Origin of the sequence: Stenotrophomonas sp. JC08 (genome assembly GCF_052180205.1) — a bacterium.
Lineage (GTDB): Bacteria > Pseudomonadota > Gammaproteobacteria > Xanthomonadales > Xanthomonadaceae > Stenotrophomonas.
Genome location: NZ_CP197473.1, coordinates 3,254,528 through 3,274,350, shown reverse-complemented (window position 1 = coordinate 3,274,350; position 19,823 = coordinate 3,254,528). Strand labels below are relative to the sequence as shown.

The 19,823-nt window shown below is 67.9% G+C and carries 18 protein-coding genes; 14 read left to right on the top strand and 4 right to left on the bottom strand.

Going from position 1 to position 19,823, the window contains the following annotated elements; genetic code table 11:
- Nucleotides 1-25: 25 nt before the first annotated feature.
- On the bottom strand, nucleotides 26-1,507 hold the full coding sequence (locus ACSBPQ_RS15135; RefSeq protein ID WP_442682901.1) for an AAA family ATPase: 1,482 nt from the start codon (nucleotides 1,505-1,507) through the stop codon (nucleotides 26-28).
- 133 nt (nucleotides 1,508-1,640) lie between these two features.
- On the opposite strand from ACSBPQ_RS15135, the gene ACSBPQ_RS15130 reads away from it, so the two are divergent.
- The 7 genes from ACSBPQ_RS15130 (at nucleotide 1,641) to ACSBPQ_RS15100 (ending at nucleotide 6,780) form a co-directional block, all read left to right on the top strand.
- Complete coding sequence (locus ACSBPQ_RS15130; protein ID WP_442682900.1) at nucleotides 1,641-2,273, top strand: nucleotide-binding protein; 633 nt, start codon at nucleotides 1,641-1,643, stop codon at nucleotides 2,271-2,273.
- Nucleotides 2,274-2,290: 17 nt separating this feature from the next.
- Entirely contained in the window at nucleotides 2,291-2,767 is a 477-nt protein-coding gene (locus tag ACSBPQ_RS15125; RefSeq protein WP_442682899.1) for a SixA phosphatase family protein, read from the top strand.
- A 4-nt stretch (nucleotides 2,768-2,771) separates the two neighbouring features.
- Complete coding sequence (locus ACSBPQ_RS15120) at nucleotides 2,772-3,341, top strand: YceI family protein (RefSeq protein WP_442682898.1); 570 nt, start codon at nucleotides 2,772-2,774, stop codon at nucleotides 3,339-3,341.
- Nucleotides 3,338-5,311 (top strand): phospholipase D family protein, encoded by a 1,974-nt coding sequence (locus tag ACSBPQ_RS15115; protein WP_442682897.1) that lies wholly within the window; start codon nucleotides 3,338-3,340, stop codon nucleotides 5,309-5,311. The genes ACSBPQ_RS15120 and ACSBPQ_RS15115 overlap by 4 nt, the downstream gene beginning before the upstream one ends.
- Before the next feature lie 69 nt (nucleotides 5,312-5,380).
- The gene (locus ACSBPQ_RS15110; protein ID WP_442682896.1) at nucleotides 5,381-5,593 is read left to right on the top strand and encodes a DUF2945 domain-containing protein; all 213 of its coding nucleotides are present in this window, start codon (nucleotides 5,381-5,383) and stop codon (nucleotides 5,591-5,593) included.
- A 1-nt stretch (nucleotide 5,594) separates the two neighbouring features.
- Nucleotides 5,595-6,146 carry a DUF488 domain-containing protein gene (locus ACSBPQ_RS15105; RefSeq protein WP_442682895.1) on the top strand — a complete coding sequence of 184 codons (552 nt, stop codon included), beginning with the start codon at nucleotides 5,595-5,597 and terminating at the stop codon, nucleotides 6,144-6,146.
- A gap of 211 nt (nucleotides 6,147-6,357) precedes the next feature.
- Nucleotides 6,358-6,780 carry a hotdog fold thioesterase gene (locus ACSBPQ_RS15100; RefSeq protein ID WP_442682894.1) on the top strand — a complete coding sequence of 141 codons (423 nt, stop codon included), beginning with the start codon at nucleotides 6,358-6,360 and terminating at the stop codon, nucleotides 6,778-6,780.
- An 18-nt stretch (nucleotides 6,781-6,798) separates the two neighbouring features.
- On the opposite strand, the gene ACSBPQ_RS15095 is transcribed toward ACSBPQ_RS15100, so the two are convergent.
- Nucleotides 6,799-9,375, bottom strand: a complete 2,577-nt coding sequence (locus ACSBPQ_RS15095; RefSeq protein WP_442682893.1) for a sensor domain-containing protein — start codon at nucleotides 9,373-9,375, stop codon at nucleotides 6,799-6,801.
- A gap of 204 nt (nucleotides 9,376-9,579) precedes the next feature.
- Between ACSBPQ_RS15095 and ACSBPQ_RS15090 the strand changes: the two genes are divergently transcribed.
- From ACSBPQ_RS15090 to ACSBPQ_RS15075, 4 genes are read left to right on the top strand one after another with little or no spacing between them, the layout of a single operon-like run.
- Nucleotides 9,580-10,371 (top strand): lysophospholipid acyltransferase family protein, encoded by a 792-nt coding sequence (locus tag ACSBPQ_RS15090; RefSeq protein WP_442682892.1) that lies wholly within the window; start codon nucleotides 9,580-9,582, stop codon nucleotides 10,369-10,371.
- 56 nt (nucleotides 10,372-10,427) lie between these two features.
- On the top strand, nucleotides 10,428-11,420 hold the full coding sequence (locus ACSBPQ_RS15085; protein WP_442684606.1) for a YheT family hydrolase: 993 nt from the start codon (nucleotides 10,428-10,430) through the stop codon (nucleotides 11,418-11,420).
- 58 nt (nucleotides 11,421-11,478) lie between these two features.
- Nucleotides 11,479-13,548, top strand: a complete 2,070-nt coding sequence (locus tag ACSBPQ_RS15080; RefSeq protein ID WP_442682891.1) for a tetratricopeptide repeat protein — start codon at nucleotides 11,479-11,481, stop codon at nucleotides 13,546-13,548.
- Nucleotides 13,549-13,563: 15 nt separating this feature from the next.
- Nucleotides 13,564-14,175, top strand: coding sequence for a YbhB/YbcL family Raf kinase inhibitor-like protein (locus tag ACSBPQ_RS15075; RefSeq protein ID WP_442682890.1), 612 nt, complete (start codon nucleotides 13,564-13,566; stop codon nucleotides 14,173-14,175).
- A gap of 73 nt (nucleotides 14,176-14,248) precedes the next feature.
- Here ACSBPQ_RS15075 and ACSBPQ_RS15070 read toward each other — a convergent pair whose 3' ends face one another.
- Nucleotides 14,249-15,058, bottom strand: coding sequence for a DUF4377 domain-containing protein (locus ACSBPQ_RS15070; protein ID WP_442682889.1), 810 nt, complete (start codon nucleotides 15,056-15,058; stop codon nucleotides 14,249-14,251).
- 83 nt (nucleotides 15,059-15,141) lie between these two features.
- Entirely contained in the window at nucleotides 15,142-15,936 is a 795-nt protein-coding gene (locus tag ACSBPQ_RS15065) for an undecaprenyl-diphosphate phosphatase (protein WP_442682888.1), read from the bottom strand.
- 210 nt (nucleotides 15,937-16,146) lie between these two features.
- Here ACSBPQ_RS15065 and glnA point away from each other — a divergent pair, with 210 nt between their 5' ends.
- The 3 genes from glnA (at nucleotide 16,147) to ACSBPQ_RS15050 (ending at nucleotide 19,766) form a co-directional block, all read left to right on the top strand.
- The gene (glnA, locus tag ACSBPQ_RS15060; RefSeq protein WP_442682887.1) at nucleotides 16,147-17,556 is read left to right on the top strand and encodes a type I glutamate--ammonia ligase; all 1,410 of its coding nucleotides are present in this window, start codon (nucleotides 16,147-16,149) and stop codon (nucleotides 17,554-17,556) included.
- A 362-nt stretch (nucleotides 17,557-17,918) separates the two neighbouring features.
- Nucleotides 17,919-18,257 (top strand): P-II family nitrogen regulator, encoded by a 339-nt coding sequence (locus ACSBPQ_RS15055; RefSeq protein ID WP_442682886.1) that lies wholly within the window; start codon nucleotides 17,919-17,921, stop codon nucleotides 18,255-18,257.
- An 87-nt stretch (nucleotides 18,258-18,344) separates the two neighbouring features.
- Complete coding sequence (locus ACSBPQ_RS15050) at nucleotides 18,345-19,766, top strand: ammonium transporter (RefSeq protein ID WP_442682885.1); 1,422 nt, start codon at nucleotides 18,345-18,347, stop codon at nucleotides 19,764-19,766.
- The last annotated feature ends 57 nt before the right edge of the window (nucleotides 19,767-19,823 follow it).

The following is a 19,823-nucleotide window of genomic DNA, read 5'->3' as shown; positions in this document are numbered from 1 at the left end:
GCAGCGGGGCACTGCGCGGACGGGCTCAGTCCGCCGGCACGGTGCGACCGCGTGCCCAGTCGCGCAGGGCCTGCACCTGCTCGGCCATCAGCACCGACAGCGGCCGGGTGGTGCGGATCTCGGCCATCAGCAGGTCGGTGTCCAACGGCTTGCCTTCCGCATGCGCGGCGTACAGACCGGCAACCACCGCCTGCTCGATCTCGGCGCCGGAAAAGCCCTCGGCGGCGGCGGCCAGCGCCGGCAGGGCGAAGCCGCCGGCGTCCAGTCCGCGCTTGCCCAGGTGCAGGCGCAGCAGTTCCACACGGGTATCGGCGGTGGGCAGGTCGACGAAGAAGATCTCGTCGAAGCGGCCCTTGCGCAGCAGTTCGGCCGGCAGTTCGTGCACCTGGTTGGCGGTGGCGACGATGAATACCGGCGCCTTGCGTTCGGCCATCCAGGTCAGCAGGTAGCCCAGCACCCGTCGCGAGACGCCCCCGTCCTCGCCGCTGCTGGCCAGCCCCTTCTCGATCTCGTCGATCCACAGAACGCACGGTGCCAGCTGCTCGGCCGAGGCCAGCGCATCGCGCAGATTGTTCTCGGTTTCGCCGTGGTACTTGTTGTACAGCGTGCCGAAGTCCAGCCGCAGCAGCGGCACGCCGAAGCCGGCGGCGGTGGCCTTGGCCAGCATCGACTTGCCGCAGCCCTGCACGCCGAGCAGCAGCATGCCCTTGGGCGGGTCCAGCCCGGGCGGAGCGTTGCCGGAAACGAGCACCGCGCGCCGCTGCTCGATCCAGCGTTTGAGCCGGTGCGCGCCGGCGACGTCGGCAAAGCGCGCCGAATCGTAGTCGTAGTGCAGGTGGCCGCTGCGGTTGAGCAGTTCGAACTTCAGCTTCGCCAGCTGCGGCAGATCCGTGGCACGCAGCGCACCGTCGTGGTAGATCAGCTGGCGGGCGATGCGGCGTGCGTCGGTGAGGCTGAGACCGCGCAGGTTGCGCAGGATCTGCTGCACCGCTTCCTGGTCCACCTCCACGCGCCGGCCACCGTGTTCACCGGCATAGGCGCCGGCTTCCTCGCGCAGCATCTTCAGCAGCGCGTTGGCATCGGGCAGGCGCGGATTGAAGCGGGTCGCCAGCGCTTCCAGCTCGGCCGGCAGTTCGACCCTGGCACCGACCAGCACGATCACATGCGGCTGGCTGTGGCGGCGCTGCAGGATGTCGCGCAGCAGCCGCTGGTGGCTGGCGTAGCCCAGGTAGGGATGGAAATCGAGCAGCAGGTAGATGCCGCGCTGCTCGGCCTGCTGGATCATGCGCAACACCGCGCTGGCATCGGGCGGACCGACCGGATCGTCCTCGCGGTCCAGGTCGATGCGGCGCAGGCCCTCGGTGATCGTCCAGCGGTGCAGCGCCCGCCACACATGCATCAGCGCCTGCCGGAACAGCTCAACAATCCGGGCCTCATCCTGTGTCTGGATGACGATCAGTGGCGTGTTGGCGCGGATCAGCGCGGTGAGGTCCTGCAGCTCGCTCATGGCGGTTCCATTCCGGGGCCGACACGATATCAAAGCTGGCCGGTGGTCACGGCAGGATCTGTCGATCCGGCGACTACCTCTGGCGATGCGCGGCGGTGTACGCTGCGGACAGTCCCGCGAAAACGAGGCGTGCATGAAGACGATCCTGGTGGCTGGTTCCAAGGGCGGCGTCGGCAAGACCACCGTCGCCACCCATCTGGCCGCGCATTCGGCACTGGCCGGCAACGCCACGGTGATCGCCGATGCCGATCCGCAAGGCTCCAGCACGCGCTGGGCGCAGCGCCGCGCGGAACTGGACAGCGCGGTGCTGCCGGTGGACGTGTACCGCCGCCGCGACTGGGAAAAGCGCATTCCCGACGGCACCCAGCAGGTCATCATCGACGCCCCCGCCGGCGCCTACGCCGCGGACCTGGAGCGGTTTCTCGACGTGGCCGACGCGGTGGTGGTGCCGGTGCTGCCGTCGGCGCTGGACATCGAAGCCATCGTCGGCTTCCTCAACAGCCTGGCCAAGATCCAGCGGGTGCATTCGCGCGCGCTGCCGGTGGGGCTGGTGCTCAACCGGGTCAAGCCGTGGACGCAGACCTCGCAGCAGGCGCGGCAGATGCTGGCGCAGTGGCCCTACGAGGTGGTCGCACAATTGCGCGACAGCCAGAGTTACGTGGTGATGGTCGGGCTCGGGCGCAGCCTGTTCGACTATCACTCGGCACAGGTACGCGAGCACCAGCAGGACTGGGCGCCGCTGCTCAAGTGGTTGAACAAGGTCTGACAGGAGTACTCCCGACCATGCGTGAACTGATTCTGCTGCGACATGCCCATGCCGAACCGGCGGTCACCGGGATGGCCGACATCGATCGTGCCCTGTCCCCGCAGGGCTTGGCCGAGGCCGAGGCGGCCGGATGCTGGCTGCGTGACCAGCGGCTGGTTCCGGACCGGGTGCTGTGTTCGCCGGCGCGCCGCACGCGCGAGACGCTGGAGGCGGTGCTGGAACAGACCGGCTATGTCGAGCAACGGCTGGAAGCGCGCATCTACGAAGCCATGCCCGGCACCCTGGCGGCGTTGCTCGAGGAGCACCGGGAAGTGGAACGGGTGCTGGTCGTCGGCCACAACCCGGGCCTGGAGCAGCTGGTGGCGCTGATGCACAGTGGCCAGTCCGGCGATTACCGCGGCATGCCGCCGGCATCGGTGGCGGTACTGGCGCTGCCGATGGACGCGGCGATCGAGCCGGGCATCGCCCGGTTGACCGAATTCTGGTGGCCGTGACTCCATGCCGGTACCGCGCTGGGGAGTACTGCTGACGCTGCTGCTGTTGGCGGCGCCGGCCTCCGCGGGCCAGTCGCTGCAGTTCGACATGGCGCATTCGCGTTTCGGATTCGAGATACGCACCCGCTTCGGGCAAACGATCGAAGGGGTGTTTCCGAACTTCGACGGCCAGGTCATGGTGTTGCCCGATGGCCGTCAGCAGGTGCGGCTGCGCATGTACACCCGCGATGTCGAGATCCCGGGCAAGCCCCGGTATACCGGCTGGATGCGCGGTGAGGAGTTTTTCGATGCGGCCCAACATCCGGTGGTGGAATTCAGTTCCGATCCCTATGACCCGGACATCACCCGGCGTGGCGGCAGGATCGAAGGGACGCTGAACATCCGCGGCATCCGCCGCCGTGAAACGCTGCGCTTGCAGGAGGCTGAATGCGAGCGCCCCGGCTATGATTGCGACCTCATCAGCCGGGGCACCGTCCAGCGCGGACGCTACGGCATGGACAGCTGGCAGTTTGCCTTGAGTGACCGAGTGATCTTCATCCTGCGCGCGCGCCTTGCCGGCGCCCCACAACTTTGAACCTGCTGTTGCGCCTGCTGCTGCTTGCCGGCGTGCTGCTGGGCGGCGGCTGCGCTTCGCTGTCGCCGCAACAGCAGGAACGCGCCCACAGCATCGCGGTGGCGGCGCGTTCGGATGCGGTGGCGTGTGCGAGTCCGGACCGCTGCGCGCTGGATTCGCCGCTGCGCGCACTCGGCGGGCAGGCCATGGCCGAATCCCGGCCCGAGGCACCGCGCCATTACGCCACCATCCTCGATGACGGCGAACTGTCGCTGGTGGCGCGGCTGAACCTGATCCGCAGCGCCACCCGCCGGATCGACCTGCAGACCTACATCTTCGATACCGACGACAGTGCGCGGCTGGTGATCGACGAACTGCTGGCCGCCGCCCGCCGCGGGGTCAAGGTGCGGGTGCTGATCGACCAGCTGTCGGCCATTTCCGATGTGCGCATGCTCGCCGCGCTGGCTGGCGCGCACGTGAATTTCGAGCTGCGGGTCTACAACCCGACCTTCGGCAAGGCCAAGCTCAACTACTTCGACTATGCTGGCAGCGTGCTGTGCTGCTTCCGCCGCTTCAACCAGCGCATGCACAACAAGCTGCTGGTGATCGACGATGTGATCGGCGTGGTCGGCGGGCGCAATTACCAGGACGACTATTACGACTGGGACCACGAGTACAACTTCCGCGACCGCGATGTGATGGTGGCCGGGCCGGAAGTGCGCGAGATGGCGGCCAACTTCCAGGCGTTCTGGAAGGCGCGCCGCAGCGTCGAGGCCGGGCGCCTGAACGACGTCGGCCGGCTGTTGCTGGAGCAGGGCGTGCCGGCCCTGCCGGCGGCGGATTTCCGCCGGCCCGAGCGCGTGGAGCGGGTCATCGGCGAAGCCACCGATGCCGCGCTCATCACCAGCGAATTTGTCGATACCGCGCTGCCGGTACGCTCGGTCAGCTATGTCGCCGACCTGCCGCGCAAGCACCGCCGTGACCGCAAGGCGGCACCTCCCGAGGGCCCGCACTCACCCGAGCCGGAGCTGGATGCGTTGATCGCCGGCGCCGAGCAGGAGGTGCTGCTGCAGACGCCCTACCTGGTGCTGTCCGAGCCGGCGCAGGCGCTGTTCAAGAGTCTGCGCCAGCGGGCCGAGCCGCCGCGCGTGGTGGTGTCCACCAACAGTCTGGCGGCGACCGACAACCCGATCGTCTATGCGCTGTCCTACAAGTACAAGCGCCGCAACCTGCGCGAGCTCGGCTTCAATATCTACGAATACAAGCCGTTCCCGCTGGACGCGCCGGTGAGCGGCTGGCAACCGCCGCCGGAGCCGGAAGAGGAGCGCGGCGACGGTTCCTCGCGCAGCCGGGTGCTGGGCGGCAGCGCCGCCGGCAGCAACGTGCGCGGCAGCGGTTCCGGACGGCGTCCCGGTGACCATGGCATCGAGGTGGAACGGGAGGTGCTGCGCACCGAAACCCGGCCATCGTTCCTGAGCACGCGCGCGACCAACCGGCCGCTGCCGGTCACCCGGCGCGGTGCGCGCATGGGCCTGCATGCCAAGTCGCTGGTGGTGGACCGTCGCATCGGCGTGATCGGCACCCACAACTTCGATCCGCGCAGCGAGAACTACAACACCGAGGGCGCGGTGATCATCGAGGACCCGGTGTTTGCCGAGGCGCTGGCGCAGAGCATCCTGCGCGATATCCACCCGGACAACTCCTGGGTGGTGGCGCCGCGGCAGAAGGGGCCGGTGCTGTCCGGCCTGAACTACAGCCTGGGCAAGGCCTCCGAAGCGCTGCCGGTGCTGGATTTCTGGCCGTGGCGCTATGCCACCGACTACGCCTTCCAGCCCGGACCCGAGTGCCCGGCTCCGCTGCGCCGGCAGGATCCGCGTTTCCACGCGTGCTATACCGCCGTGGGCGATTTCCCCGAGGTGGCGGTCGGGCCGAAGTGGCTGCTGGTACGCATGCTGACCGCGTTCGGCGCCGGGCTGGTGCCGATCCTGTGAGTGCTGCTCACGGCGGCTGAACGCCGCCGGCGCTGCAATGGCGGCATCCTTCGCGTCCGGAGAACGGTCATGGGCCATGCCTTCAAGGTGGGCGACCACGTCAGCTGGAATTCCGAGGCCGGCCATGTCAGCGGCCATATCACCCGCGTGCATGTGCAGGATTTCGACTGGAAGGGCTACACCCGCCACTGCAGCCGGGACGATCCGCAATACGAGATCCGCAGCGACACGAGCGACCACGTGGCGGTGCACAAAGGCTCGGCACTGCACCAGATCCGCTGAGGTGGGCGGGCTCGCCACCGTCTGGAGCATCGGCCACTCCACCCGCAGCTGGGAGGTGTTCTTGGCATTGCTGCGCGAGTACGGCATCGAGGCAGTCGCCGATGTGCGCCGCTTTCCCGGCTCACGTCGCCATCCGTGGTTCGCCAGTGAGGCGATGGCCGCCCAGCTGCCCCGGGACGGCATGGAATACCAGTGGCTGCCGCAACTGGGCGGGCGCCGCCGGGTGCAGCCGGGCTCGCCCAACGGTGCCTGGCGCAATGCCGCTTTCCAGGGCTATGCCGACCACCTGTCGAGTGCCGAGTTCGCCGATGGCCTGGCGCGGCTGCTGCAACTGGCCGCACGGCGGCGCACCGCGATGCTGTGTGCCGAGGTGGTGTGGTGGCGCTGCCATCGCCGGTTGATCGCCGATGTGCTCACCGCGCGCGGCATCGAGGTGATGCATATCCTCGATGCCGGCCACGCGCAGACCCATGTGCTTGCCGACAGCGCCCGCCTGCAGGACGGGGTGTTGATCTATCCGCCGCCGCAACCGGACCTGTTCGGCGGGCAATGAACGGCTCCCGCAGGGTGGCCGTGTGGCCGCACCGCGTCGCGATTCATGTCGCGCCCTGCAGAACACCGCCCTCCGGGCTGCCTACGCGGTCGGCCAGTACCCACCGAACCGAAGATCAAGCACGCCCGCAGCTGCCCGGCACGCTTCTGCGCTCGACGCGGGAGGAGCCGCTTCCTAGACTGGAGCGCCTTGTACTGGAGCAACGTCCGCCATGGTTTTCCGCAGCCCGGTTTCGCTGGAAGCGCTCAACCGCCTTAGCCAGGGCACCTTGATCGAGCACTTGGGCATCGTCTTCACCGCGGCCGGCGAGGACTGGCTGCAGGCGACGATGCCGGTGGACGCACGTACCCGCCAACCCTATGGCCTGCTGCATGGCGGTGCCTCGGTGGTGCTGGCCGAAACCCTGGGCAGCAGTGCCGGCAATCTGTGCGTGGATACCGCCCAGCAGATGTGCGTGGGCCTGGAGATCAACGCCAACCACCTGCGCGCGGCACGCTCCGGGCAGGTCACCGGAACCGCGCGGGCGCTGCATGTGGGCCGCACCACCCAGGTGTGGGAAATCCGCATCGAGAACGATGCCGGCAAACCGGTGTGCGTTTCACGGCTCACCCTCGCCGTGGTACCGGTGGCCTGAGAGCGCGGCCTGCGACGCTCAGGCGCCGGTATCCGCGCTTGAGCGCACGATGGCCGGCAGCTGCGTGTCCAGCCAGTGTTGCAGCGCCGCCGCCGGCAGCGGCGTGGCGAAGTGGAATCCCTGCACGATGCGGTAGCCCTGCTGCATCAGCAGCTGCAGTTGCCCGGTGTTTTCCACGCCCTCGGCCACCACTTCCAGCTGCAGGCTCTGGCCGATGTGCGCGATTGCCTGGGTCAGGGCGCTGGCGATGGTATTGCGTTCGATATCGTGGACGAAGCTGCGGTCCAGCTTGAGGCCGCTGATCGGCAGCTGCCGCAGATAGCTCAGGCTGGAGTAGCCGGTGCCGAAGTCGTCCACGACCAGGCGCACGCCCAGCGCATGCACCTCGCGCAAGGTGCGCAGGGTGTTGGGATCGTCATTGAGCAGCACTTCCTCGGTGATTTCCAGGGTCAGCCCGCAGGCCGGCACGGCTTCCTGCTGCAGGATCCGCGCGATCCGCGCCGGCAGTCCGGGATCATGGAAGTTGGTGGCCGACAGGTTCACCGCCACCGACGGCACATCCAGCCCCTGCCGGTGCCAGGCGGCAAGCTGGCGGCAGGCGGTCTCCAGCGCCCACTGGCCGACCTCGTCGATCAGGCCACATTCCTCGGCCAGCGGAATGAAGCGTATCGGCGGCACGCTGCCCAGTTCGGGATGGTGCCAGCGTGCCAGCGCCTCGACACCGTACAGGCGCCCGCTGGCCAGGTCGACCTGCGGCTGGTAGTGCAGCTGCAGCTGGTCCTGCTCCAGTGCCTGCCGCAATGCCGATTCCAGAGCGCGCCGCTCCTGCGCGCTGCGGTTCATCTCGTGGCTGTAGAAACGTACCCGTGCGCGACCGCTGCGCTTGGCCTGGTACATCGCCATGTCGGCGTGCTGCAGCAGGCTTTCCATGTCGTGCCCGTCGTGCGGAAACAGGCTGATGCCGATGCTGGCCGAGGTGTGGGTCTGCACCTCTCCCCACCGCCATGGCTGCGACAGCGCCTGCAGCAGGCGCGTGCCACGTTCGTGCGCGCTGTCCTGGTCGCAGGGGGTCAGCACCACCACGAATTCATCGCCTGACAGGCGCCCGACGATATCCATCGGCCCGGTCTCGGCCTGCAGGCGCCGCGCGACGATGCGCAGCAGCTCGTCGCCGCCGGGATGGCCGAGCATGTCGTTGACCTGCTTGAAGCGGTCCAGGTCGATGAACAGCACCGCCAGGGTGTCACCGGAATGGCCGGCGGCATTGATCGCGCGGTCGGCCTGGGCATGCAGCAGGCTGCGGTTGGGCAGCCCGGTCAGGTCGTCGTAGAACGCCAGCCGGCGGATATGGTTGCGGGCTTCCTCGCGCTCCAGCGCCAGCGCGCACAGGTGCACGATGACGTCCACCAGCCGGTGGTGGAACTCGTCCGGATCGTGCGGCTGGCGGTAGTAGAAGGCGAACGTGCCCAGTACCCGGCCATCGCTGGCCTTGATCGGTGTCGACCAGCAGGCCGCCAGCCCGTGCTCCAGCGCCTGCGCGGCCAGGCCTTCCCAATACGGGTCGGTGGCGATGTCGCGGCTGATCACCGTGCTGCCGGTGTACGCCGCGGTGCCGCAACTGCCGGTCGCAGGGCCGATGGCCACGCCATCGACCAGGCGGCTGTAGGCTTCGGGCAGGCTCGGCGCGGCCAGTGTGCGCAGCCGGCCTTCCTCCAGCCGCAGCACCGAGCCGATCACCTGCGGGGCGATGCGCTCCACCTCCAGGCACATCATCCGGAACACCTCGGCGGTGGGCACTTCGCGCACCATCGCATCGAGCATCTTGTACTGCAGCACCTCATGCATCTTGGTGCGGGTGATGTCCATCAGCACCACGACGGTGTTCACCATCACGCCGTAGCTGTCGAAGATCGGGTTGGTGTTGACCGAGCACCACAGCGGCTGCCCATCCTTGCGGCGCAGGCGCTCGTCGCTCTGGATCGAGTGGCCGGCCTTGAGGCGCTCGATATAGGTGTCCACCTGCGTCGGCGAATAGCCGTCCGGTGCCAGCAGCGCCGGGACATAGCTGCCGATGGCCTCCTCGTCGGCAAATCCGAACAGGCAGCGGAAGCCCTTGTTGAGCTGCACGATATGGCCGCGGCTGTCGCAGATCAGCACCGCGCTGCGGGTTTCGTCAAAGCCCAGCGACAGCAGGCGCTCACGCTCCTGCTGCTGGCGCTGCAGGGTGACATCCTGGATCAGCGCCATGTGCAGGCCCTCGTCACCGTCTCCCAGTTTCGACAGCGAGGCGCGGATCCAGCAATGGCTGCCATCCCTGCGGATCAGCTTGATGTCCTGCGGCGTGGCGGCCAGTTCATGGATGCGGTTGCCGGCCCCCGGATGCAGCGTGGTGTCGTAGCGTTCACGCATCGTCGGCGGTGCCAGCACGCCCAGGTTGTGGCCGATCACCTGCTCGCGCGGCCAGCCGGAAATGGTCTCCATCGCACGGTTGAAATAGCGGATGTGGTTCGTGTCATCGAACAGGATCACGCCATTGCCGATCCGCTCCAGAGCCTCCGCGAAAAACTGCAGCATGTCGTGCGTCGAAGCGGGCATCTGCCGGTCCATCTTCCCATTCCCCTTGAACGGTATCGCCTGCGTACAGCGCTCCGCGCCGGCATGGCCATGCAGCCAGCATAAGCCCAAAACGTCCGTATCAGGCGGCAGCCGATGGCACCTTCCCGGGCTTGGCGCCCCGATGGAAAAGCGCCGCCGCCTGCATGCTGGCGGAAGCCGGACCGCATCCGGTATCGTTCACCGATGACTTCCGCCCGACCCGCCCGCCATGGCGGTGTGGCTCGCGTGTTCCGCTACCTGTACCGCGTCCCGCTGCTGCTGGTCCACATCGTCGTGTTTCTGCCGCTGATCCTGCTGCTGATGCTGCCGCCATTCGGGCGCATCGGTGCTCCGGCCGACCCGCTGGAGCACCGTGTGGTGCGCTGGTGGTCGGCGGCGTTCATGTGGATTTTCGGTTTCCGCCTGCAGCGTTACGGCGAGCCCTTGCCCGGTGCGGTGCTGCTGGTGGCCAATCACGTGGGCTGGGTCGATATCTGCATGATCCACAGCCAGAAGATGGTCGGCTTCGTCGCCAAGCGCGAGATCGCCAGCTGGCCGCTGGTGGGCTGGCTGGCCTCGCGCGGACACACCATCTACCACCAGCGTGGCAGCACCGAATCGCTGGGCGGGGTGCGTGACGAGATGGTCAAGCGGCTGCAGGAAGGCCGGCCGGTGGCGGTGTTTCCGGAGGGCCGCACCCGCGGCGGACACGAGGTCGGCCCGTTCCATGCGCGCATCTTCCAGGCGGCGGTCGAAGTCGGGGCGCCTGTGCAGCCGGTGGCGCTGCGCTACGGCGAACGTGGTGATGCGCAGACCACGGTGGCATTCGCCCCGGGGGAGAGTTTCTTCGGCAACTTCCTGCGCCTGCTGGGCGAACCGGCGCGGCGTGCCGAGGTGCATTTTCTCGAACCGATCGGCAGCCTGGACCTGGAAGGCCGCCGGCGTATCGCCGAAACCTCGCGGACACGCATCGTGGCGGTGATGGAAGGGATTTAGCCGATGCGGGTCGTCCACGTTTTCCGTACCTGTCGTGGCGCAATCTGCCGGTCATGTTGAACGCGGCCCACTACCAGCCACCGCGCTGGCTGCGCAATCCCCACCTGCAGTCGATGCTGGCCTCGAGCCGGATGCGGCTGGCACGCGGCGAGCAGCTGCTGGCGGCCAGCGGCGCGCAGTCCCGCGAGCTGATCCTCGACGGTGGCGATGGCGTGCGCCTGCAGGCGCTGCACAGCCGCATTCCCGGCCCGCGCGACCCCATCGGCCTGGCCCTGCTGCTGCATGGATGGGAGGGCAGCACCGAGTCCAGCTACATGCGCATGACCGCCGCGCGCCTGCTGGAACAGGGGTTCGACGTGGTGCGGCTGAACTTCCGCGACCATGGCAACACCCACCACCTCAATCCCGGCATCTTCCACTCGTGCCGGATCGAGGAGGTGGTGCACGCCACCGCCGATCTGGCCCGGCGCTTTCCGGCGCTGCCGCTGGTGGCGGCGGGCTATTCGCTGGGCGGCAACTTCGTGTTGCGGCTGGCTCTGCATGCCCCGGCCGCCGGGGTGCCGCTGCGGCATGTGGCCTCGGTCTGTCCGGTGCTGGACCCGGCGCTGACGATGGACAGCATCGAACAGGGGCCGGTGATGTACGACTGGTACTTCCGCCGCAAATGGACGCGCTCGCTGCGGCGCAAACGCGCGCTGTTCCCGGAGCTGGCCGACTGTGACGACACCGTGCTGAAGCGGGACATCCGCGCGCTGACCGGCTGGCTGGTCGAACGCCATACCGCTTTCGGCTCGCTGCAGGCCTATTTCGACGGCTATTCGATCGCCGGCGGGCGGCTGGCGGGGCTGCAGGTGCCCGCCTCGATCCTGATGGCCCAGGATGATCCGGTGATTCCCTTCACCAGCTTCGCCGACTGGCAGCTCCCGGCGCGGGCGCAGCTGCAGGTGGCCGGCTGGGGCGGCCACTGCGGCTTTCTGGAAAACCTGCGCGGTGACGGTTTCGCCGAGCGCTGGGTGGCGCAGTATCTGGCGCTGGGCGTGGGCGGCTGAAACCGGGCCGATCCGCCGCACCGCTACAATGCGGGTTTGTATCGACGCCGGACCCGCCATGCAAGACACCATCATTGAAGCCCTGCGCCGCAATGCCGCCGACGAGGCCGTATCGCTGGCGCGGGAATGGACCGCGGCCGAGCCGCAGCAGCCGCAGGCCCATCGCTGGCTGGCGATGGCGTTGCAGCAGCAAGGCCGGCACGGGCCGGCCCAGGAGGCGCTCGACCAGGCGCTGGCGCTGGCACCGGACGATGCCGATCTGCATCTGCAGCATGCCGGCCTGCTGTTGGCGCAACGCCAGCTCGACGCCGCCAACCAGGCGCTGGATAAGACCACCGCGCTCAATCCCAACGAGTTTTCCGCCTACCTGATGCAGGCGCATCTGGCGTTGGCACGCGAGGATATCGACGAGGCCGAGCGCCTGGGCCGGCTGGCCGCGCGGGTGGAGCCGGACAGCCCCGAATTGGGCGGAATCGAAGGCATGGTGGCGTTGCGCCGTGGCGATCTGGACCGCGCGCTGCGCGTGCTGTCGGCGGCCATCGCCCGGCTGCCGGACGATCCGCGCCTGCTGTACGCGCTGGGTTTCGCCTATCTGGGCAAGGACATGCTGGCCTTCGCCGAGCAGGCGTTCCGCCGCGTGGTCGAGCTGAATCCGGCCAACCACGCGCTGCGCGGCCTGCTGGTGCAGCTGGCCCTGCGTCAGGGCAATACCGCCGGCGCCGCCGAAACGATGCGCCAGGTGCTGGCCACCCCGCAGGGCGACACCCCCGGCATGCGCCGTCTGGCCGGCGAGCTGGAACTGGCCTCGGGCCAGCCGTTGCAGGCACTGGAGCATCTGCGGCCGCTGCTGGCGCAACTGCCGGGGGATCGGCAGACCTTGCAGTTGTTGCTGGTCGCCTGGCAGCGGCTGGGCCGGGACGGGGAGGCGCGCAGCGAGCTGGATGCCGCGCTGGAGCGCCATTCGCAGCTGCACGACCTGTGGCTGGCGCGGCTGGCGGTGGCGCCGGTCGGCAGTGCCGAAGCCGTGGAGGTGGTCGAACGCTGGCTCGAAGCGATGCCCGAGCATGTGCCGGCACTGGAAGCGCGCATGCGCCTGCACGACATGGGTGACGAGGCCGATGCCGCCGAAGCCGTGGCGCGGCGCATTGTCGCGCTGGAGCCGGGCCGCGCCAGCGGTGAACAGCGCGTTGTCGAGGCGTTGCTGGCCCGCGAGCCGGCCGCGGCGGTGGCGCATGTGAAGGCGTTGATCGACAACGCACCGGCGACCGCCAGTCCGGCGCTGCGCACCTGGCTGGGGATGGTGCAGGACCGCGCCGACGACCCGGCCGCCGCGGTCAAGACCTGGCTGGACCTGCATACCGAACTGGCCGCCTCGCGCCTGCCGCTGCCGCAGCAGGCCAAGGCACCGGCAAGCTGGCCCGAGCGTGGCACGGTGGCCGAGGATCATCCGGTGCGGCCGATCTTCGTCTGGGGCGCGCCCGGTTCCGGTGTGGAGCGGGTGGTGACGGTGATGGCGGCCGGCAGCCCGGTGCTGCGCGGTGACCGCTTCGGCCCCAATCCGCCTGATGACGGCTTCCAGAACTTCCTCACCCTGCAACGCCTGGCCAACGGCAGCCTCACCCCTGAGCAGCTGGTGCAGCAGTGGCGCGAGCAGTTGCCGTCGCGTGGCATCGCCGATGGCAACGTCATCGACTGGCTGCTGTGGTGGGACAACGCGCTGCTGTGGGCGTTGCGCCCGCAGCTGCCCGAAGGCCGGCTGGTGATCGTGCTGCGTGATCCGCGCGACATGCTGGTCGAGTGGCTGGCACTGGGGGCGCCGGCACCGCTGGCGCTGAGCACGCTGGACGAAGCCGCACAGTGGCTGGCACGTTCGCTGGAGCAGGTGGCCGAACTGCACGAGCAGGATCTGTACACCCACCTGATCGTGCGCACCGATGCGGTGGTCAACGACGCCGCGGCGATGGGCGCCTTGCTGGAGCAGGCCTTCGGTCTGCGTTTCCCGCCGGTGCGCAGCCTCGGCCCGGCCACCATCAATGCCGGCCACTGGCGCAAGTACGCGCAGGTGCTGGCAGGCGAGTTCGCCAAGCTGACCCCGGTCGCGGTGCGGCTGGGTTATCCCGAAGTCTGATCCGCAGGAGCAACGATGAAACTGGACAGCCAGAGTTTCCAAAACGGCCAGCCGATTCCGGCCGAGTTCGCCGCCGGTGATGCCAACGGCTTTGCCGGCAACCGCAATCCGCAGCTGTCATGGCGCGAGGTGCCGGAAGGCACGCGTTCGTTCGTGCTGCTGTGCGTGGATCCGGACGTGCCGACCGTGCCGGAGCTGGTCGGCCGTGAGGATGTCAGCATTCCACTGGACCAGGTGCGCGGCGAGTTCGTGCACTGGGTGATGGTGGATATCCCGGCGGAGCTGCGCGAGATCGCCGCCGGCAGCTGCAGCGACGGCTTCACCGCGCATGGCAAGGCGCAGCCGGCCGGCCCGGCCGGTGCCCGCCAGGGCCTGAACGACTACACCGGCTGGTTTGCCGGCGATGCGCAGATGGGCGGCACCTACCGCGGGTATGACGGCCCGTATCCGCCGTTCAACGACGAGCGCCTGCACCGCTACTTCTTCCGCCTGTTCGCATTGGACCTCCCCCGCCTGCCGGTGGAGGGCGACTTCAGCGCCGCCGATGCGCTGCGTGCGATGCAGGGCCACGTGCTGGCCGAAGCGGCGCTGCACGGCACCTATACGCTCAACCCGGCGCTGGGGTGAGACGGCCGATAGCAACCAGACAAAAGAAAAGGGCGCCGCAAGGCGCCCTTTCCGTATCGGTGGCTGTGGCCGCTTACTGCTTGACCTGTTCCGAACCGACCACCATGTCCAGCACATAGGCGTGCGAGGAGGCGTCGGCCGGCGGGTTCTTGACCTCGTAACGCTTCAGCCGCAGCACGTTGCGCACGCCCGGCTGGTGGCTGTAACCCTCGATGTCGCCGTAGAAGTTCTCCCACTCGCCGCGCTTGCCCTGTTCCAGGCCTTGGTCGTCGTATTTCACTTCGCGCACCTGCAGGCAGGTGGCGTCCTTCATCAGCGGATGCGGGCACGGCCTGGTCTGCGCGTCGACCTCCATGAACACGGTCTCGCCCTCACCGCCGTAGCGGGTTTCGGCGGTCGGTTCGCCGCGGAAGCCCAGCACATCGCCGTTGGCGGCGACCAGGGTCAGGCCGGTGGCGTCCAGTGCGCGCACCTCGAGCTTGCCCTGCAGACGTTCGCTGACCAGCCTGTCCAGCGCCATCACGCCCGGTTCGGCGCAGGCCATCTGCGTGGATATCATGCTGCCCACTTCCAGTGTGCCGCCTTCCAGCGTGTAGCTGCCGCCGAGGTGGTTGCAGGTGTTGCCGACGGCGATGCGGCCGTTGCTGAAGTCCAGCGTGACCGGCTTGTCGGCACGCACGAACAGGCCGTCGATGCGCTTGCCGCTGGCGTCGGTCGCGGTTTCCAGCGTCCACTGGTTGGCGGTCAGCAGGGCGCCGTCGAAGCTGGCAGCTGCCGGGGCGCTGGCGACCGGGGCCGGCGCCGCTTCGCCGGTGGTGGCCGGCGGGTTGCTGCAGGCGGTCATCAGGGCGAAGGGAAGGGCCAGCAGGAGGATGCGCTTCATGGTGAACTCCTTGGGAGCTTTGGAAAGAGGTGGCACGGTAAACGGACGGGCGGGCCCGCCGGGGTTGGCGGTGGCCTGCGTATTCAGTTTCCAGCAGGCAACAGCAGCAACAGGCCGATGCCCAGCGCGATGCGGTATAGCGAAAAGCCCGTGAAGGAACGGCGCTTGATGTAGCCCAGCAGCCACTTCACCACGATGAAACCGGTGATCACGGCCGCGGTGAAGGCCACGACGACATCGGTCCAGCTTTCGCTGCCGAGCTGGCCTTCCCTGGCAAGTTCCAGGAACGCGTAGCCACTGGCGGCGAACATGGTGGGAATACCGACCAGAAACACGAATTCGGTCGCCGCCGCCCGGCGCGTCAGGCCCAGCAGCATGGCCAGGAAAATGGCCGCCGCCGAACGCGAGGTGCCGGGGAACACGCCGGCCACCACCTGGGCCAGGCCGACGGCGATGGCGACCTTCCAGGTCACCGTCTCGCAATCGGGCAGGCGCGAGGCGAGGCGTTCGGCCACCAGCATCCAGACGCCGCCGATCAGCACCGCCCAGGCGATCGGGGTGACCGTTTCCGGTAGCTGCCAGCCGGCCAGCCGCACCGGCAGCCCGACCAGTGCGGTGACCAGGAACGCCACCGCCAGCTTCATCACGTAGTCGCGGTTCTCGCGCTGGTCCAGCCCGGTGGCCAGCGACCACAGCCGCTGCCGGAAGGCCAGGGTCACCGCCAGGATCGCGCCGGCCTGGATGACGATGTTGAAAAAGTCCGAGCGGGCGCCGAGCCAGTGCTGGGAGATCAGCAGGTGGCCGGTGCTGGAGATGGGGAGGAATTCGGTGAGGCCTTCGAGGATGCCCAGCAGCAGGGCGGAAAACAGGTCGGACATGGGGGAGTGCGGAGAAAAAGGCCGGCACAGCATAGTGCATCGCGGCGTTTGCACCTGCATGGTGCCTGACCCTGTGTTTGCACCATCAAGGTGCAAACAGTCGCGACCCCGGATCGGCATCCTCCTTTGAAAACAACAGGTTGTGGAGTTTTCGCACTTGGCACGCTAGTTGCTTTAATAGCCCTGTCACTCCCTGCGAGGTTTTTCCCGATGTCCCTGGAACAGATTGAGAAGCTGATCAAAGACAACCAGGTCGAATTCATCGACCTGCGGTTCACCGATATGCGCGGCATCGAGCAGCACGTGACCTTCCCGGCGTCGGTCATCGAACCGTCGCTGTTCGAGGAGGGCAAGATGTTCGACGGCAGTTCGATCGCGGGCTGGCGCGGCATCGCCGAGTCGGACATGGTGCTGCTGCCGGACGCCGAAACCGCCTATCTGGATCCGTTCTATGCCGATCCGACCCTGGTGCTGACCTGCGACGTGCTCGACCCGGCCACCATGCAGGGCTATGCCCGCTGCCCGCGCGGCATCGCCAAGCGCGCCGAGGCCTACCTGAAAGCCTCCGGCATCGCCGACCAGGCGTTCTTCGGCCCGGAACCGGAGTTCTTCATCTTCGACTCGGTCCGCTTCGCCAACGAGATGGGCAACACCTTCTTCAAGATCGAATCGGAAGAAGCGGCGTGGAACACCGGCAAGAAGTACGACGGCGCCAACAGCGGCTACCGGCCGACGGTGAAGGGCGGCTACTTCCCGGTCGCGCCGACCGATTCGCTGCACGACCTGCGTGCGGAGATGTGCAAGGTGCTGCAGCGCGTCGGCATCGAGATCGAAGTGCACCACCATGAGGTGGCCAATGCCGGCCAGTGCGAGATCGGCATGAAGTTCAACTCGCTGGTGAACAAGGCCGATGAGCTGATGCGGACCAAGTACGTCATCCGCAACGTCGCCCACCGCGATGGCAAGACGGTGACCTTCATGCCCAAGCCGATGGTCGGCGACAACGGCAGCGGCATGCACGTGCACCAGTCGCTGGCCAAGGGCGGCACCAACCTGTTCACCGGTGACGGCTATGGCGGCCTGAGCCAGATGGCGTTGTGGTACATCGGCGGTATCTTCAAGCACGCCCGTGCGATCAACGCCTTCAGCAATGCCGGCACCAACAGCTACAAGCGCCTGGTGCCGGGTTTCGAGGCGCCGGTGATGCTGGCCTACTCGGCCAGCAACCGCTCGGCTTCGTGCCGCATTCCGTGGGTGTCCAACCCGAAGGCGCGTCGCGTTGAAATGCGTTTCCCGGACGCGCTGCAGTCCGGCTACCTGACCTTCACCGCGCTGATGATGGCCGGCCTGGACGGCATCCGTAACCAGATCGATCCGGGCGCGCCGAGTGACAAGGACCTGTACGACCTGCCGCCGGAAGAAGAGAAGTTGATCCCGCAGGTCTGCTCCTCGCTGGACCAGGCGCTGGAGGCACTGGACCGCGATCGCGAGTTCCTCAAGGCCGGCGGGGTGATGAGCGATGACTTCATCGACGCCTACATCGCGCTGAAGATGAAGGAAGTCACCCAGTTCCGTGCGGCCACGCATCCGCTGGAATACCAGCTGTACTACGCCAGCTGAGGCAACGGCGGCCAGTGCGGGATGCTGGGCCGCCGGCAACACCCGCTGCAGTTTGTGGCGTTTATTTGGCGGCGGTGGCGTGGAACCTCCCCCTCCCATCCGCGTCATCGCCGCCGCCCTTGTTGCCGGGGAGCACAAGGGCGATGCCGCCGCCGGCAACGCAGCTGCAGGGGCAAGAGAATCCGGGTGCACGGCAGGGGCCATTCCTCCCGCCGCGTGGGTGTGGCCAGCGGCAACCGCGCTGGCAGCAGCCAGGTCCATGCCGCGTCCGGGGCAACAGCCAGCGGCCGTCCACCGGCCGCTGGAATACACCACGCCGGCCCGCAGCCGCAGGCCGGTCTCCTCCACATCGGGACATGCGCATGAAATTAATCTCCGCGATCATCCGTCCATTCAAGCTCGACGAAGTGCGTGAAGCGCTGGGCGCCGCTGGCGTCTCCGGCATCACCGTCACCGAGGTCAAGGGCTTCGGACGGCAGAAGGGCCACACCGAGCTGTACCGCGGTGCCGAATATGTCGTCGATTTCCTGCCCAAGATCCGCATCGAAACCGCCGTCACCGACGACAACCTGGAGGCGGTGATGGAAGTCCTGCAGGGTGCCGCCGGCACCGGCAAGATCGGTGACGGCAAGATCTTCGTCACCCGGCTCGAGCAGGTGGTGCGTATCCGCACCGGCGAAACAGGCGCCGACGCGCTGTAAGAACCCGCACCGCCCCGTCCTCCGGCGGCAGCGACCGCCAGGGGCAACGGGTCGCTGGCAGGTTTCCCCCCACAACCGGAGTCGACAATGCGAACGGAATTTTTCACCGGGTTGAACGCCCGGCTCGGCGGCCTGTGCCTGTCTTTCATGCTCACCGTGCTGCTGCTGGGCATGTTCTCGAGCAGTGCCTGGGCACAGGAGGCGCAGGCACCGCCTGCTGCCGCAACTGAAGTCGCCGCACCGCCGGTGGAGGCCGCGGTGCCAACGGCGGCAGAAGCCGCTGCCACACCCGGTTTCGACAAGGGCGACGTGGCGTGGATGCTCACCGCCACCTTGCTGGTGCTGATGATGGTGGTGCCCGGCCTGGCACTGTTCTATGGCGGACTGGTGCGCGCCAAGAATGTGCTCTCGGTGCTGAGCCAGGTGCTGGTGGTGTTCTCGCTGGTGCTGCTGTGGGTGGCCTACGGCTACAGCGCGGTATTCAGTGCCGGCAACGCGTTCTTCGGCTCGTTCAGCGAGTTCGCCTTCCTCAAGGGCTTCACCCCGGAGTCGGTGGGCAATACGCCGATCGCAGGCCTGCCGGACTTCCTGTTCGTCGCCTTCCAGTCGACCTTCGCCGGCATCACCACCGCGCTGATCGTCGGCGCCTTTGCCGAGCGCATCAAATTCCGCGCGGTGCTGCTGTTCTCGGCGCTGTGGTTCACCCTGAGCTATATCCCGATGGCGCACATCGTCTGGGGCGGTGGCTATCTGGGTGAGATGGGCGCGATCGATTTTGCCGGTGGCACCGTTGTGCATATCAATGCCGGCGTTGCCGGGCTGGTGGCGGCGTGGTTCGTCGGCAAGCGGATTGGTTATGGCCAGACCGCGTTGAAGCCGCACAACCTGCCGCTGACCTGGATCGGCGCGATGCTGCTGTGGGTGGGCTGGTTCGGCTTCAACGCCGGCTCGGCCGCCGCCGCCGACACCGTGGCGGCGCTGGCCTTCCTGAACACCGTGCTGGCCACCGCCGCGGCGGTGCTGGGCTGGACGCTGGTCGAAGCGGTCACCCGTGGCCATCCCTCGGCACTGGGCGCGGCCTCCGGTGCGGTGGCCGGTCTGGTCGGCGTGACCCCGGCCTGTGGCACGGTCGGCCCGCTCGGTGCGATCGTCATTGGTTTCGTCACCGGCATGGTCTGCGTGTGGGGTGTGACCGGCCTGAAGCGTCTGCTCAAGGCCGACGACACCGCCGACGTATTCGGTGTGCATGGTGTGGGCGGCATTGTTGGCGCCATCCTCACCGGCGTTTTCAGTGCGCAGTCGCTGGGCGGTACCAAGGTTGATCTGGATATCGGCCACCAGCTGTGGGTGCAGGCGGTCAGCGTCGGCTTCACCGTGCTGTGGTCGGCGGCGGTGACCGCGGTGATCCTGCTAGTGGTGCGCGCGCTGGTCGGCCTGCGGGTCAGCGAGGACGCCGAGCGCACCGGGCTGGACGTGACCACCCATGGCGAGTCGGCCTACGAGGTGTAACGGTGGCAAGGCCTGCCCCTCGCCCGTCCCGCGGGCGCAGGGGCAGGGCCGGTCGAG

Excerpts from the sequence above, each read along its gene's own strand:
- ACSBPQ_RS15080 (WP_442682891.1), top strand. The coding sequence starts at position 11,479 with ATGCAAGACACCATCATTGAAGCCCTGCGCCGCAATGCCGCCGACGAG.
- ACSBPQ_RS15100 (WP_442682894.1), top strand. The coding sequence starts at position 6,358 with ATGGTTTTCCGCAGCCCGGTTTCGCTGGAAGCGCTCAACCGCCTTAGC.
- ACSBPQ_RS15110 (WP_442682896.1), top strand. The coding sequence starts at position 5,381 with ATGGGCCATGCCTTCAAGGTGGGCGACCACGTCAGCTGGAATTCCGAG.
- glnA (WP_442682887.1), top strand. The coding sequence starts at position 16,147 with ATGTCCCTGGAACAGATTGAGAAGCTGATCAAAGACAACCAGGTCGAA.
- ACSBPQ_RS15090 (WP_442682892.1), top strand. The coding sequence starts at position 9,580 with ATGACTTCCGCCCGACCCGCCCGCCATGGCGGTGTGGCTCGCGTGTTC.
- ACSBPQ_RS15120 (WP_442682898.1), top strand. The coding sequence starts at position 2,772 with ATGCCGGTACCGCGCTGGGGAGTACTGCTGACGCTGCTGCTGTTGGCG.
- ACSBPQ_RS15130 (WP_442682900.1), top strand. The coding sequence starts at position 1,641 with ATGAAGACGATCCTGGTGGCTGGTTCCAAGGGCGGCGTCGGCAAGACC.
- ACSBPQ_RS15055 (WP_442682886.1), top strand. The coding sequence starts at position 17,919 with ATGAAATTAATCTCCGCGATCATCCGTCCATTCAAGCTCGACGAAGTG.
- ACSBPQ_RS15125 (WP_442682899.1), top strand. The coding sequence starts at position 2,291 with ATGCGTGAACTGATTCTGCTGCGACATGCCCATGCCGAACCGGCGGTC.
- ACSBPQ_RS15075 (WP_442682890.1), top strand. The coding sequence starts at position 13,564 with ATGAAACTGGACAGCCAGAGTTTCCAAAACGGCCAGCCGATTCCGGCC.
- ACSBPQ_RS15135 (WP_442682901.1), bottom strand. The coding sequence starts at position 1,507 with ATGAGCGAGCTGCAGGACCTCACCGCGCTGATCCGCGCCAACACGCCA.
- ACSBPQ_RS15070 (WP_442682889.1), bottom strand. The coding sequence starts at position 15,058 with ATGAAGCGCATCCTCCTGCTGGCCCTTCCCTTCGCCCTGATGACCGCC.
- ACSBPQ_RS15050 (WP_442682885.1), top strand. The coding sequence starts at position 18,345 with ATGCGAACGGAATTTTTCACCGGGTTGAACGCCCGGCTCGGCGGCCTG.
- ACSBPQ_RS15065 (WP_442682888.1), bottom strand. The coding sequence starts at position 15,936 with ATGTCCGACCTGTTTTCCGCCCTGCTGCTGGGCATCCTCGAAGGCCTC.
- ACSBPQ_RS15095 (WP_442682893.1), bottom strand. The coding sequence starts at position 9,375 with ATGCCCGCTTCGACGCACGACATGCTGCAGTTTTTCGCGGAGGCTCTG.